Here is a 13,677-nt window from a genome sequence, read left to right on the forward strand (position 1 = left end):
AGCAACGTCAAATCATCATAAATACCTTTGACGCGCTGATAAATAAAACGCTCCACACGATATTGGATAATAAAAAATGAAACTGGATAAAAAACCACTAGAAAACCTAGTAAAATCCAGATATTAAATGCATTGGAAAAATATAAAAGTACACATAGAAGTACAAGTAAAAACAGTGTAATGTACAAGGCAGTTTGGGTGGCAAACTTATACGATTTTCTGTTTTTTTTACGCATTAGTCCACAAATTTATAGCCAACCCCTTTTACCGTTTTAAAAGATTCCTCGCCAATTTTTTCGCGCAATTTCCTAATGTGCACATCAATGGTTCGTCCACCAACAATAACTTCATTGCCCCAAACTTTATGCAAAATTTCTTCGCGCTCAAATACTTTATTAGGTTTTGTTGCTAATAACGATAATAATTCAAATTCTTTTTTGGGTAAAATAATTTCTTTTCCATGAAGTGATATCTTGTATTCTTCCCTATTGATCACCAATCCTCCAACTTCAAAAATACGTTGTGAAGAATCATCTTCCTTAAAACGTCTTAACAATGCTTTTACTTTGCTAATCAACACTTTTGGTTTTATTGGCTTTGTAATATAATCGTCTGCACCAGCATCAAAACCTGCCATTTGCGAATGATCTTCACCGCGTGCTGTTAAAAAAGTGATGACCGTATGGCTCAATTCAGGAATTTTTCTGATGTGCTCACAAGCTTCGATACCATCCATCTCGGGCATCATTAAATCCATAATAATGAGTTGGGGACGTTCTTTTTTTGCTTTTTTAATAGCTTTATAACCGTTCTCAGCAGTTATAACCTGATAGCCTTCAGCAGAAAGATTATACCCAATAATCTCCAATATATCCGGTTCATCATCAACTAATAAGATTTTTATGTTCGCTTTATTCATGGGTGACATTCAAAAATTTTAATGTAAAGATAACATTATTAACACTTGTTTTTCAAAACTAAGGCTTTGATAACCTTAACATAACGTAGAGGAAACAATAATTTAACTATTCGTCAAAAAGTCATATTCTTTAACATACTTTTGGTACGGCATTTGCGATAATTTACTACCTTTAACAAAAAGTATTTATTTGATGAAAAACTACTTTTCTTTTCTTTTGTTGATGATCTGCCTAACTTTTGGCACTATGAGTTATGCCCAGTCCGATCCTTCTAAGTCATCGCTTTCTTCATTGCATGACATTGAAGAATTATCTATTTACCCAAATCCAGTCAGCAATGGCAAAATATACATCACCACGTCCCAATTAAACTCTTCCAAAAACATACAAATTTATGATGTTTTGGGTAAAAATGTACTTTCCACTGTACTTTTAGGTAAAGAATTAAACATTTCTAAACTGACACCAGGCATTTATATTTTGAAAATTAAAGAAGGTGAGTATTCTGCAACCCGTAAATTGGTTGTAAAATAATCAAGTTTAGAATTTATAATTCTTATCGACTATTCACGAGAATTATCTTTTTTACAACACTTAGAAGCAAACTAAAACACCAAGAAAAACATAACCACGCAAACTCGGTTTTAAAAAATAATGAAAAGCGTTACCTCTATTTGGATAACGCTTTTTATATTTTCTATATTTTTACGCCATGATTACAATGGATTCCATATTTAGTATAAAAACAGCTTCTGAATTTGAAGCGGCAAGCTTAGAAGTTTTCAAATTTCAGTTCGAAAACAATCGTGTTTATCGTTCGTTTTGCGATTTGCTTTATATTCATCCTAGTGATGTCAAAAACATTCAAAATATTCCGTTTCTTCCCATTCAGTTTTTTAAATCGCATGATATCTTAAGCAGTTCGCAACCTATTCAACAGGTATTTACAAGCTCTGGAACGACAAGTGCTATAACGAGTAAACACCAAGTAACCGATATTAGGGTTTATGAAGAGAGTTTTAGACGTGCGTTTACACATTTTTATGGCGAGATTGAAGATTATGTGGTGTTGGCCTTATTGCCCTCTTATTTAGAGCGCAACGGATCTTCATTGATATATATGGTGGACGATTTAATAAAACGATCCAATCATGATGAAAGCGGATTTTACCTTGATAATCTTTCTGACCTAAAAGACCTACTTCAACAATTGGATACGGAGGGCAAAAAAATATTGCTTATTGGTGTTTCATTTGCGCTTTTGGATTTGGTTGAACAATATCAATTTCAACTGAAGAACACCATCATAATGGAAACGGGAGGCATGAAAGGCCGACGTAAAGAATTGGTTAGAGAAGAACTCCATCAAATTTTAAAACAAGGTTTTGGTGTCAACACAATTCATAGCGAATATGGTATGACCGAATTACTAAGCCAAGCATATTCTAAAGGAGAAGGTGTTTTTGAATGCCCAAATTGGATGCAAGTCTTAACCAGAGATCCTGAAGATCCTTTCAAAATTCTTCCAAAAAACAAAACAGGCGGCATCAATATTATTGATTTGGCAAATGTCAATTCGTGCGCTTTTATTGCCACTCAAGATTTAGGAAGAGTAGCATCAGATAACCGTTTTGAAATTATTGGCCGTTTTGATCATTCAGATATTAGAGGTTGTAATTTGATGGTGTTGTAAATTTTAAGAATGTAAAAATCTGAAAATCAACACACAACCAAAGCAACCCATAAAAAGCTGATGTTTTTTACAAACAAAAATCCCGCTTGTCAGCGGGATCTCTATAGGAAATTATTGGTTTCTATAAATAGTTTCAAGTCTAAGAACCCACTTTTATAATATAAGTGTTTTTCTTTCCTCTATTGATAATAATGTATTTTCCATTAATCAAATCAGCAGCAGATAGCACATAATCTTCAGCAACTTTTTCTTTGTTCACCGAAATTGAATTTTCTTTTAATGCTCTGCGCGCTTCTCCGTTCGAATTTAAAAAATTGGTTTTTGCGGCCAATGCAGCAATCATGTCCACACCTTCGTCAAATTCTGCTTTTGAGATTTCAGCCAACGGCACGCCTTCAAAAACCTCCAAAAACATGGCCTCATCCAACGTTGCTATATCTTGTTTAAAACTAGTACTGAACAGAATATTTGATGCTCTTTCAGCATTTTCAAAATCTTCCGCCGAATGCACAAAAGTGGTCACTTCTTGTGCCAATCGCTTTTGTAAAATTCTTAAATGAGGTGCTTCTTTATGCTCGGCAATTAACTTTTCGATTGACGCTCTATCTAAAAATGTAAATATTTTGATATATTTTTCGGCATCTTCATCACTTGTATTTAACCAAAATTGGTAGAATTTGTAAACCGATGTTTTATCGGCATCCAACCAAATATTGCCACCTTCACTTTTTCCGAATTTAGAACCATCAGCTTTTGTAATCAATGGACAGGTCATGGCAAAAGCTTTCGCCTCCTCACCTACATTCATACGTCTTACCAACTCGGTACCCGTGGTGATGTTTCCCCATTGGTCACTACCGCCCATTTGCAACAGCACATTATGGTGTTTGTGCAAATGATAAAAATCGTATCCTTGGATCAATTGGTAGGTAAACTCAGTAAACGACATACCAACACTTCCTTCTTCTCCAGAAAAACGTTTTTTGACCGAATCCTTTGACATCATGTAATTGACCGTAATTCGTTTTCCTACATCTCTGGCAAAATCAATGAATGAAAAGTCTTTCATCCAATCGTAATTATTCACCAAAACAGGAGCATTTTTGGTTGTCGCATCAAAATTTAAAAACCGTGACAATACCGATTTTATCCCAGCAACATTTTTTGCTAACGTAGCTTCGTCCAGCAAATTTCGCTCATCACTTTTACCCGAAGGATCGCCAATCATTCCTGTGGCGCCACCAATTAAAGCATACGGTTTGTGGCCTGCTTTTTCAAGATGCACCAATAAAATAATAGGCACTAAGCTCCCAATATGCAAAGAATCGGAGGTGGGATCAAATCCAATATATGCTGCGGTCATTTCCTTATTGAGCTGTTCTTCAGTTCCGGGCATGATATCGTGGGTCATTCCTCTCCAACGTAAATCTTCTACAAATGCATTTGTCATGGGTTGTAATATTAATTTTTAAAATTTGGTGCAAAGATAAACATCTCCTAAGAATAGGAAGTTAATATCTAATTATTCTTTATTTTCGTTGCATGATATTAGTAACAGGCGGAACAGGTTTAGTAGGCTCACACTTACTGTTTAAGTTATTGCAAACCAATAACCAAGTTAAAGCTATTTATAGAAGAGAACACAAGTTAGCGTTGGTCAAAAAAGTTTTTTCGTATTACACCTCCGATTTCGAATCTCTTTACAACCGAATAGATTGGGTTTATGCAGATATTACTGATATTCCATCCCTGGAAATTGCTTTTAAAGATGTAGAATATGTGTATCATTGTGCCGCTTTTGTGAGTTTTGAGCCTGATAAATACCATCAATTACGAAAAATCAATATTGATGGCACGGCCAACGTAGTTAATTTTTGTGTTTCGCATGCCGTAAAAAAACTCTGCTATATCAGTTCTATTGCCGCAATTGGCCATCATCAAGACCCACACCAACTTATTACCGAAGAAACCCATTGGAACCAAGAAGACGATAACAGTGTTTATGCCATTACTAAATATGGTGCCGAAATTGAAGTTTGGCGCGGCACCCAAGAAGGTGTTGATGCCGTTATATTAAACCCGGGAATTATCATTGGCCCTGGTTTTTGGAACAGCGGTGGAAGTAGCAGTTTGATAAAAAAAATATATAAAGGCATGTCTTTTTACACGCATGGCGTGACGGGCTATGTTGATGTAAACGACGTTGTAAATGCCATGGTGCAATTAATGCAAAGTGATATTAAAAATGAAAGGTTTACCGTTGTTTCCGAAAACTTATCTTTTAAAGAACTCTTAGATCAAACCGCATTAGCGCTAAAAGTAAAACCTCCAACCAAAGAAGCAACACCACTCATTTTGGCATTGGGCTGGCGTTTGGATTGGCTGAACCATTTGTTAACCAGAAAACGCAGACGATTATCCAAACAAATGACCAAAAGTGCCAGAAGCATCACAAAATATGACACTTCAAAAATAAAAAACGCTTTGGACATCGAATTTAAAACGATGAAAGATTCCATAAACGAAACCTGTCATTTGTTCATGGAAGATTTAAAGAAAGACGTCTAATCTACAAGTTCATATTCTACCGGACGGATGGGATCTTCCATTGCTGGTGGAATTTTTTTCTCGGGATCTTTAGCCGATCCATCTTCATTGGTCAATTGCTCATAAAGAGCCTTATCGTTTTCAAGATTCGCTTTTACCTTTTTGATGATTCCTTTATAAACCTTCATATCATACGCATAATAGGTATTGCTTTGTGCAAATTGCAAACTGTCAATGCCATGTTTTTCATACACATAATTACTAGGCATAATACCGTTGCTTTCTATTAGTTTTCTATTAACTCCTTTGGCAGCATTAAGAATATATAGATCATACATAATGTCTGACATTTTCTCCTTCGGAATTAAATTTTTTGGCTTTTCAGGTTTTTCAATACTATTACAGCCCACCAAAAGCATCAAAACAAGTATGTTAAAAAAGTATTTCATCGGGTAAAAGTTAATCGTTTTCCAACTTTAACGTCGTTAAACTTAAAATTGTTATACACCAACGATCCGTTAACAAAAGTGTGGGTGATGCGCGATGTGAAGGTCACATTTTCAAAAGGCGACCATCCACATTGGTACAAGATATTATCCTTGTTTACGGTCCATGGATTATTAATATCCACGATGACCAAATCGGCAAAATACCCCGGACGGATATAACCTCGTTTTTCTATCTGAAACAATATAGCCGGATTATGGCACATTTTTTCAACAATTTTTTCCAAGCCAATTTTCCCTTTATGATACGCTTCAATCATGGCTACCAAAGCATGTTGGACTAACGGCCCACCAGATGGCGCATTGGTATAAACCTGTTGTTTTTCTTCTAAAGTATGCGGCGCATGATCGGTAGCAATCACGTCAATCCGATCATCCAAAAGTGCTTTCCATAATTCTTCACGATCATTTGCGGTTTTTACTGCCGGATTCCATTTAATTAAAGTGCCTTTTTTCTGATAATCTTCATCACTAAACCACAAGTGATGTACACAAACTTCGGCCGTAATTTTCTTATCCTTTAGCGGAATCTTATTTGTGAACAATTTGGTCTCCTTAGCAGTCGAAACATGAAAAACATGCAAGCGTGCGCCGGTTTTTTTTGCCAATTCTATAGCTTTTGATGACGATATATAACAGGCTTCATCACTTCTGATGATAGGATGGCATTCTACCGGAATATCATTGCCATATTTTTGAATATGGTCTTCAAGATTTCTTTTGATGGTTGCCTCATCCTCACAATGTACGGAAATCAACAAATCGGTACTTTTAAAAATCGATTCTAAAACTTCTGCATTATCCACCAACATATCGCCTGTTGAAGATCCTAAAAACAATTTCAGTCCAGCAACATTCTTGGAATCGACTTTTAATATTTCGTCAAGATTAGAATTGGTACCACCAAACATGAACGAATAATTTGCCCACGAGGTTTTTGATGCAATATCAAATTTATGGTCCAATTGTTCAATAGTTGTGGTTTGCGGAACAGTATTTGGCATTTCTATAAATGACGTAATGCCGCCCGCTACCGCCGCTTTAGATTCGGATGCGATGGTGGCTTTATGTGTCAATCCCGGTTCCCTGAAATGCACTTGATCATCGATAACGCCCGGAAAAACATATTTCCCTTCAACATCAACTACCATAACATCTGCCGATTTTGCACTGATTGAATCTGCAATTTCCGTTATAAATTCACCTTCAATTAAAATATCGCCTTCAAAAATCTGGCCTTCATTAACAATTTTGGCATTTTTGATAAGTACCGTTTTTGTATTCATATTATTTGTGAAATAGGCTTTTAAACTTCATATATATAACTCCAAAAATTGCTTCAGAAACAATACCTCCGCTCATTTTGGATTTTCCTTTGGCACGATCCGTAAAAATAACAGGAACTTCAACAATTTTAAAACCTTTTAAATGGGCTTTAAATTTCATTTCTATCTGAAACGCATAGCCCACAAATTTAATCATATCCAAATCGATGGTTTCCAACACTTTCCTTTTATAACAAATAAATCCGGCAGTCGTATCCTGAATTTTCATTCGTGTTATAAACCGAACATATTTTGAAGCAAAATATGACAACAATATTCGGTTCATTGGCCAGTTGACCACATTTACACCAGTAATATACCGCGATCCGATAGCTACATCGGCCCCATCTTTTGCACAGGCGTTATAAAGTTTCACCAAATCGTCAGGATTATGGGAAAAATCGGCGTCCATTTCAAAAATATATTCGTACTTTTTTTCCAGACACCACTTAAACCCTTCAATATAGGCGGTTCCTAAACCTGTTTTGTTTTGTCGTTGCAACAAAAACAAGCGTTCAGGAAATTCCTTTTGCAGGGTTTTTACTTTTTCGGCCGTCAAATCGGGCGAGTTGTCATCAACTACAAGAATATCACAAGCCTCATCCCGGTCAAGTACTGCCCTGATAATAGCATCAATATTTTCAATTTCGTTATATGTCGGAATGATGACAATAGCGTCTTTCATTGATAAAAATTTTAGCAAAAGTAAGTTTTTTTAAAAGATTAATTTTATTGAAATGAACAGATAAATTATTCTTTATAATTTAGCGGCATGATTAGAGAAGTCATATCTTATGAATGGTTTACGGTATTTATGGTTTTGGGATTATCTCTCATCACTATGGCCAAGGTATTATTCACCAATCGGTTTTTAGATTTTATAGGGGTTTTGGGGAATTCCAAGTATTTGAAGCTATATACAAAAGATCAAAAATTTATTGACTTTTTTGATGGACTATTGTTTTTAAATTTAGCTATCGGTCTTTCTATTTTCGGCTACTTCTCCTACCTGATGCTTGTACCAACTGAAATTTTCGAATTAGATGTTTTCCTAAAAATTCTTCTGGGTATCACCGGTATTTCCTTAATAAAAATACTAATCGAGCGATTGGTTGGAAGTTTATTTGAAATTGACAAATTGATCGATTCTTACCTTTTTCAAAAAATAAGTTATAAAAACTTTAACGGCTTTGTACTTCTGATCACTAACACCTTGTTATTGTACGTTATAAATCCAACAAAAAACATCATTGTTGGAGTCGTCGCGTTGATGGTGTTAATAAACCTAATCGGATTCATGACGTCATTCAAAAATCACCAAAAGACCGTGACAAACAACTTATTCTATTTTATTTTGTATCTTTGCGCACTTGAAATTGGGCCTTATCTAATTTTATATAAAATAATTGTAGAATACAAAGCTTAAATCCAAACCAAGCCTATGAAAGTGAAAACAATTTTAGTGTCCCAGCCTGAACCTAAAATAGAAAATTCGCCGTACTTTGATCTCCAAGAAAAACTAAAAGTAAAGATTGACTTCCGCCCATTTATTCATGTTGAAGGTCTTCCTGCCAAAGAAATCAGACAGCAAAAAGTCGATTTAGCCAACTTCTCAGCCATTATTTTAACGAGTAGAAACTCTGTGGATCACTTCTTTAGAGTTGCTGATGAAATGCGCTATAAAGTGCCTGACAGTTTAAAATATTTTTGTCAGAGCGAAGCTGTAGCCTTCTATCTACAAAAATATGTGGTGTACAGAAAACGAAAAATTTACGTTGGAAAACGGAACTTTGAGGACTTGTCACCTTTGATCAAAAAATACAAAGATGAAAGTTTCTTATTACCTACAACAGATAAACTAAAGGACGAAGTACCACAACTTCTTAACAATTTAAATATTAATTGGAAGGAAGCGGTCTTTTATAAAACGGTCATTAGCGATCTATCTGATCTTGCCGATGTGTTTTATGACGTTTTAGTCTTTTTTAGTCCTTCGGGAATTGAATCGTTATTCCATAATTTTCCAGACTTCAAACAGAACAAAACCCGTATTGCGGTTTTTGGAAATACCACTGCTAAGGCGGTTGAAGAACATGGACTGAGAGTGGACATTATGGCTCCAACACCCGAAACGCCATCAATGACAATGGCATTAGAAAAATATATTGAAAAAGTAAATAAAGGAAAGTAAAAAACTCCCACTTAAAACTAAAAAAAAAGGCGATCCAAACTATTTGGATCGCCTTTTTTGTTTTTACATACTACGCTTAAAATCCGTAACGCTGTGGTCCTCCACGTCGGATTTCTTCACTTGCAAACTCCTCAAATTTCTTGAAGTTTTCTCTAAAGGCATTACTCAATTTGAATGCTGTAGCGTAATAGGCTTCATCATTATTCCAAGTTGTTCTTGGGCTCAACACTTCGCTTGGCACTCCTGGACAAGATCTTGGTTGTGCGGTTCCAAAAACTGAATGAATATGGTAATGGTCATAATCATACGGCCCTAAATCGCCGTTAAGCACGGCATTAATCATTGCTCTGGTATATTTCAATTTCATTCGGGTACCAACGCCATAAGGGCCACCGGTCCATCCGGTATTGACCAACCACACATTAACACCAGTTTCTGTTATTTTCTGACTTAACATCTCAGCATATTTAGCAGGGTGCAACGGCATGAAAGGCGCACCAAAACATGCTGAAAAATTTGGAACAGGCTCTACAACTCCAGCCTCGGTACCTGCAACTTTAGCAGTGTATCCCGAAATAAAATGATAAGCTGCCTGACTTGGCGTCAATTTTGAAATGGGAGGCAAAACACCGAATGCATCAGCCGTTAAAAAGAAAATATTTTTTGGGTTTTTCCCGATAGAAGGTACTGCAATATTATCAATATGTTCAATTGGATAGCTGACCCGTGTGTTTGGTGTGATGGAAACATCATCAAAATCAACCACGCCATTGGCATCTAAAATAACATTTTCCAAAATGGCGCCTTTTTTAATGGCCTTAAAAATGTCGGGCTCGTTTTCTTCACAAAGATTAATCACTTTGGCATAACATCCGCCTTCAAAATTAAATACGGTATTTTCTCTGGTCCAGCCATGTTCGTCGTCACCTATCAATCGTCTGTTAGGATCGGCAGATAAGGTTGTTTTTCCAGTACCGGATAATCCGAAGAAAATTGCCGTATCATCATCTTTACCAATATTTGCACTACAGTGCATTGGCAAGGTGTCTTTAAAAACAGGAAGGATAAAATTCAAAGCCGAAAAAATACCTTTTTTAATTTCACCTGTATATCCTGTGCCTCCAATAAGTGCAATTTTTCGTGTAAAATCCAAAATAGCAAAATTATGTTGACGGGTGGCATCAACTTTTGGATCTGCCATAAAACCTGGAGCATTTACAATGGTCCATTCAGGAGAAAAATTTTCTAACTCCTTTTCTGTAGGGCGCAAAAACATATTGTCTGCAAACTGATTACTCCAAGGATATTCAGTAATAACACGAATATTTAATTTGTATTTTTCATCAGCACAAGCATAACTATCTCTTACATAAACATCTTTTTCTGAAAGATAATGGGCTACCTTATCATAAAGTTTCTGAAAATCATTACTGTCAAATGGAATATTGATATCTCCCCACCATACACGATCTTTAGTAACATCATCTTTAACGATGAAACGATCCTTTGGCGAACGTCCTGTAAACTCTCCTGTATTAACAGCTAAAGCGCCAGAAGAGGCTTCTACGCCTTGTCCATTGGCAATAGTGATGTCATGAAGTTTTTCTGAAGATAATTGATAATGTACTTTGGCATTTTTTATACCGTACTGATCCAACGAAATCGATTTCGTAGTTTGAGCATTGTTGGTCATAATAATAGTGTGTTGTTTGAATGCAAAATTAAACTTTATTTTAATTTAAGTCTTCTTTTTCAAGAATTATCCCGTCTGACTTTTAAAAAGTCGATCAGCATTAAAACCCAAGAGATTATGAGAAATAATCCGCCAATTGGGGTTATAAATCCTATACTTTTGAAGTTGATCCCCGTAACGTCCATCGTAGCCAAGCCATAAATAGAGCCCGAAAAAAATAGGATGCCAAAAAGGATCAAAAAATAAATTATTCTTTTAGATTTTTGAGTTAAAAGCGTCGTCCCTCCAACAAACAGCAACATTAATGCATGATACATTTGATAGCGTACGCCTGTTTCGAAAGTAACTTGCGATTCTACCGAAATCACTTCCTTAAGGCCATGTGCCCCGAAAGCACCCAATGAAATGGCAATGATTCCTAAAACCGCTGCGGTAATCAAAATAATCCGATTCATATATTTATTATTTAGAATACAAAAAACAAGAGTTATTTAGTAAATTCGTGTTTCAAAAAACAAAACTACTCAACAATTCCCATTATGCGAAAAATTTTAGTCATAGGTTCTGGAAAATCTTCATCTTACCTTATCAAATACTTATTAGACAAATCAGCCGAAGAAAATCTACATATCATTGTTGGTGATATCGAAATTAAAAATGCACAGAAACTTATAAACAATCACGAATACGGCCATGCTATTACATTAGATGTTTTCAATAAAACCTCGCGCAAAAATGCGATTGAAAATGCCGATATCGTCATCTCCATGTTGCCAGCTAGATACCACATTGAAGTAGCTAAAGACTGCGTAACCTATGGCAAGCATTTAGTAACGGCATCTTATGTGAGTAAAGAGATGGAAGATCTTAATACTGTTGTGAAAAACAAAGGCTTGGTGTTCATGAACGAAATTGGAGTTGATCCGGGCATTGATCATATGAGTGCCATGAAGGTTATTGATAAAATTAGGGCCAAAGGTGGCGAAATGGTATTGTTCGAATCCTTTGCCGGTGGATTAGTTGCTCCCGAAAGTGATAATAACCTTTGGAATTATAAGTTTACATGGAATCCAAGAAATGTTGTGGTAGCTGGCCAAGGTAGCGCTGCCAAATTCATCCAAGAAGGCGATTACAAATACATTCCTTACCATCGTCTATTTAGAAGGACCGAGTTTCTGGAAGTAGATGGTTACGGACGTTTTGAGGCTTATGCCAATCGTGATTCGTTAAAATATCAAAGTGTTTATGGCTTGGACCATATCCAAACTTTATATAGAGGAACTATACGCCGCGTTGGCTTTAGTAGGGCATGGAATGTTTTTGTGCAATTGGGTATGACCGATGACAGCTACACCATTGATGACAGTGAAAACATGAGTTATCGCGATTTTGTCAATGCTTTTTTACCATACAGCCATACCGATTCGGTTGAACTCAAATTCAGGTTGTCACTTAAGATTGACCAAGATGATATTATTTGGGAAAAATTTGAAGAACTCGATATTTTTAGCAAAACAAAAATGGTAGGTCTTAAAAAAGCAACTCCTGCCGAAATTCTCCAAAAAATATTAATGGATAGTTGGACGCTTAACGATGATGATAAAGATATGCTGGTAATGTATCATAAATTTGGGTATAAACTGAATGGCAAAATGCACCAAATTGACTCTACCATGGTGGCTATTGGCGAGGATCAAACCTATACTGCCATGGCAAAAACTGTTGGTTTACCTGTAGCCATTGCCACACTTGCTATTTTAAATGAAAAAATCACCACACCAGGCGTTCAAATCCCGATTACAAAAGAAATTTACGATCCCATCTTAAAGGAATTGGAGGAATTTGACATCATATTTAATGAAAAAGAAGTACCTTATTTGGGATATAATCCACTGAATGTTTGATGTAGTGGGTAGTGGTCTGTAATTTTTATTAGAATAACTGAAATTCCCAACTTTAGGGAAGTGAACATGAAAATAGAAAATCAAAATATTCAGATTGATGGCATCGACAAACAAATTCTTCGTGATTTGATGGCCGATGCCCGAACCCCAATTTTGGAAATTGCCAGAAACGTTGGCATTTCCGGAGCCGCCATACACCAACGTTTACGGAAACTAGAAAAATCAGGGTTGATAACGGGCTCTAAGTTTGTTATTAACCCAAAAGTTTTAGGTTATACCACCATGGCTTTTGTAGGAATTTATTTAGACAAAGCTATGAGCAATCCTGAAGCGGTTAAACAGCTCAAAAAAATTCCCGAAGTATTGGAATGCCATTATACCACTGGAAATTGGAGTATTTTAATAAAAATACTTTGTAAGGACAATGCGCATTTAATGCACTTACTGAATAAAGAAATACAATCTATTGCCGGCGTATCCCGCACCGAAACTTTTATTTCATTAGATCAACAAATTGACAGACAGATTGAGATTTAGAACATTTCATTTAACAAAAACTCCTGAAATTCTCAGGAGTTTTTGTTATACCATAATTGATTCATCAAATCAATCCCTCGACATAAAAATTCGAAGTACATACCAAAACAACAGCATTAACGAGGCAAATAAACCTAAAGCTGCAGGAACATAATCGTCTGTTGCATATTTGTTTACCAAATTGGACGTTTGGTATAAAATGGAACCTCCTGCCAAAAGACACATTCCCACAGAAAACCATAATCCCAAACTAAATCCGAATAAAGTCCCCGCAATGATTAATCCTATGGCAATAAAAAATCCGACCGCCAATCCTGTTTTAAGAAATGAAAAATCTCTTTTGCTCATTAATACAACAGCA

At 35.8% G+C, this 13,677-nt stretch carries 15 protein-coding genes and 1 pseudogene; 7 read left to right on the forward strand and 9 right to left on the reverse strand.

Annotation, left to right across the window (positions count from 1 at the left end; translation table 11 throughout):
* Positions 1 to 236, reverse strand: a pseudogene (locus tag VNJ50_RS09025) (sensor histidine kinase); the annotation flags it as partial.
* Positions 236 to 919, reverse strand: coding sequence for a response regulator transcription factor (locus tag VNJ50_RS09030; protein WP_325581087.1), 684 nt, complete (start codon positions 917 to 919; stop codon positions 236 to 238). The pseudogene VNJ50_RS09025 and the gene VNJ50_RS09030, both read right to left, overlap by 1 nt.
* Positions 920 to 1,112: 193 nt before the next feature.
* Between VNJ50_RS09030 and VNJ50_RS09035 the strand changes: the two genes are divergently transcribed.
* The gene (locus tag VNJ50_RS09035; protein WP_325581089.1) at positions 1,113 to 1,454 is read left to right on the forward strand and encodes a T9SS type A sorting domain-containing protein; all 342 of its coding nucleotides are present in this window, start codon (positions 1,113 to 1,115) and stop codon (positions 1,452 to 1,454) included.
* Positions 1,455 to 1,632: 178 nt separating this feature from the next.
* Positions 1,633 to 2,613 carry an acyl transferase gene (locus tag VNJ50_RS09040; RefSeq protein WP_325581091.1) on the forward strand — a complete coding sequence of 327 codons (981 nt, stop codon included), beginning with the start codon at positions 1,633 to 1,635 and terminating at the stop codon, positions 2,611 to 2,613.
* A gap of 139 nt (positions 2,614 to 2,752) precedes the next feature.
* Here VNJ50_RS09040 and tyrS read toward each other — a convergent pair whose 3' ends face one another.
* Positions 2,753 to 4,063, reverse strand: coding sequence for a tyrosine--tRNA ligase (gene tyrS, locus VNJ50_RS09045; RefSeq protein ID WP_325581093.1), 1,311 nt, complete (start codon positions 4,061 to 4,063; stop codon positions 2,753 to 2,755).
* A gap of 92 nt (positions 4,064 to 4,155) precedes the next feature.
* Between tyrS and VNJ50_RS09050 the strand changes: the two genes are divergently transcribed.
* Complete coding sequence (locus VNJ50_RS09050; RefSeq protein ID WP_325581095.1) at positions 4,156 to 5,181, forward strand: NAD-dependent epimerase/dehydratase family protein; 1,026 nt, start codon at positions 4,156 to 4,158, stop codon at positions 5,179 to 5,181.
* Here VNJ50_RS09050 and VNJ50_RS09055 read toward each other — a convergent pair.
* From VNJ50_RS09055 to VNJ50_RS09065, 3 genes are read right to left on the reverse strand one after another with little or no spacing between them, the layout of a single operon-like run.
* Positions 5,178 to 5,609 (reverse strand): DUF4296 domain-containing protein, encoded by a 432-nt coding sequence (locus VNJ50_RS09055; RefSeq protein WP_325581097.1) that lies wholly within the window; start codon positions 5,607 to 5,609, stop codon positions 5,178 to 5,180. The two genes, VNJ50_RS09050 and VNJ50_RS09055, sit on opposite strands and share 4 nt — an antisense overlap.
* The gene (locus tag VNJ50_RS09060; RefSeq protein WP_325581099.1) at positions 5,606 to 6,952 is read right to left on the reverse strand and encodes a dihydroorotase; all 1,347 of its coding nucleotides are present in this window, start codon (positions 6,950 to 6,952) and stop codon (positions 5,606 to 5,608) included. The genes VNJ50_RS09055 and VNJ50_RS09060 overlap by 4 nt, the downstream gene beginning before the upstream one ends.
* Position 6,953: 1 nt before the next feature.
* A complete protein-coding gene (locus VNJ50_RS09065; protein WP_325581101.1) occupies positions 6,954 to 7,676 on the reverse strand; it encodes a polyprenol monophosphomannose synthase in 723 nt (240 codons plus the stop codon).
* A gap of 87 nt (positions 7,677 to 7,763) precedes the next feature.
* Here VNJ50_RS09065 and VNJ50_RS09070 point away from each other — a divergent pair, with 87 nt between their 5' ends.
* Entirely contained in the window at positions 7,764 to 8,417 is a 654-nt protein-coding gene (locus tag VNJ50_RS09070; protein WP_325581103.1) for a DUF4271 domain-containing protein, read from the forward strand.
* 15 nt (positions 8,418 to 8,432) lie between these two features.
* Positions 8,433 to 9,182, forward strand: a complete 750-nt coding sequence (locus tag VNJ50_RS09075) for a uroporphyrinogen-III synthase (protein ID WP_325581105.1) — start codon at positions 8,433 to 8,435, stop codon at positions 9,180 to 9,182.
* A gap of 76 nt (positions 9,183 to 9,258) precedes the next feature.
* Here VNJ50_RS09075 and pckA read toward each other — a convergent pair whose 3' ends face one another.
* On the reverse strand, positions 9,259 to 10,875 hold the full coding sequence (gene pckA, locus VNJ50_RS09080) for a phosphoenolpyruvate carboxykinase (ATP) (RefSeq protein ID WP_325581107.1): 1,617 nt from the start codon (positions 10,873 to 10,875) through the stop codon (positions 9,259 to 9,261).
* Between the two features lie 59 nt (positions 10,876 to 10,934).
* Positions 10,935 to 11,330 (reverse strand): DUF423 domain-containing protein, encoded by a 396-nt coding sequence (locus VNJ50_RS09085; protein WP_325581109.1) that lies wholly within the window; start codon positions 11,328 to 11,330, stop codon positions 10,935 to 10,937.
* An 84-nt stretch (positions 11,331 to 11,414) separates the two neighbouring features.
* Between VNJ50_RS09085 and VNJ50_RS09090 the strand changes: the two genes are divergently transcribed.
* The gene (locus VNJ50_RS09090; RefSeq protein ID WP_325581111.1) at positions 11,415 to 12,779 is read left to right on the forward strand and encodes a saccharopine dehydrogenase family protein; all 1,365 of its coding nucleotides are present in this window, start codon (positions 11,415 to 11,417) and stop codon (positions 12,777 to 12,779) included.
* A gap of 66 nt (positions 12,780 to 12,845) precedes the next feature.
* Positions 12,846 to 13,316, forward strand: coding sequence for an Lrp/AsnC ligand binding domain-containing protein (locus VNJ50_RS09095; RefSeq protein WP_325581113.1), 471 nt, complete (start codon positions 12,846 to 12,848; stop codon positions 13,314 to 13,316).
* A 69-nt stretch (positions 13,317 to 13,385) separates the two neighbouring features.
* On the opposite strand, the gene VNJ50_RS09100 is transcribed toward VNJ50_RS09095, so the two are convergent.
* A partial coding sequence (locus VNJ50_RS09100) for a Bax inhibitor-1/YccA family protein (protein ID WP_325581114.1) occupies positions 13,386 to 13,677 on the reverse strand: 292 nt, incomplete at its 5' end.

Origin of the sequence: Gelidibacter sp. (genome assembly GCF_035577925.1) — a bacterium.
Taxonomy (GTDB): Bacteria; Bacteroidota; Bacteroidia; order Flavobacteriales; family Flavobacteriaceae; genus Gelidibacter.

Bases quoted from the DNA above. Each gene is read 5' to 3' on its own strand.
- VNJ50_RS09055 (WP_325581097.1), bottom strand. From the start codon at position 5,609: ATGAAATACTTTTTTAACATACTTGTTTTGATGCTTTTGGTGGGCTGT.
- VNJ50_RS09035 (WP_325581089.1), top strand. From the start codon at position 1,113: ATGAAAAACTACTTTTCTTTTCTTTTGTTGATGATCTGCCTAACTTTT.
- VNJ50_RS09040 (WP_325581091.1), top strand. From the start codon at position 1,633: ATGATTACAATGGATTCCATATTTAGTATAAAAACAGCTTCTGAATTT.
- VNJ50_RS09075 (WP_325581105.1), top strand. From the start codon at position 8,433: ATGAAAGTGAAAACAATTTTAGTGTCCCAGCCTGAACCTAAAATAGAA.
- VNJ50_RS09085 (WP_325581109.1), bottom strand. From the start codon at position 11,330: ATGAATCGGATTATTTTGATTACCGCAGCGGTTTTAGGAATCATTGCC.
- pckA (WP_325581107.1), bottom strand. From the start codon at position 10,875: ATGACCAACAATGCTCAAACTACGAAATCGATTTCGTTGGATCAGTAC.
- tyrS (WP_325581093.1), bottom strand. From the start codon at position 4,063: ATGACAAATGCATTTGTAGAAGATTTACGTTGGAGAGGAATGACCCAC.
- VNJ50_RS09070 (WP_325581103.1), top strand. From the start codon at position 7,764: ATGATTAGAGAAGTCATATCTTATGAATGGTTTACGGTATTTATGGTT.
- VNJ50_RS09060 (WP_325581099.1), bottom strand. From the start codon at position 6,952: ATGAATACAAAAACGGTACTTATCAAAAATGCCAAAATTGTTAATGAA.
- VNJ50_RS09090 (WP_325581111.1), top strand. From the start codon at position 11,415: ATGCGAAAAATTTTAGTCATAGGTTCTGGAAAATCTTCATCTTACCTT.
- VNJ50_RS09095 (WP_325581113.1), top strand. From the start codon at position 12,846: ATGAAAATAGAAAATCAAAATATTCAGATTGATGGCATCGACAAACAA.
- VNJ50_RS09030 (WP_325581087.1), bottom strand. From the start codon at position 919: ATGAATAAAGCGAACATAAAAATCTTATTAGTTGATGATGAACCGGAT.
- VNJ50_RS09065 (WP_325581101.1), bottom strand. From the start codon at position 7,676: ATGAAAGACGCTATTGTCATCATTCCGACATATAACGAAATTGAAAAT.
- VNJ50_RS09050 (WP_325581095.1), top strand. From the start codon at position 4,156: ATGATATTAGTAACAGGCGGAACAGGTTTAGTAGGCTCACACTTACTG.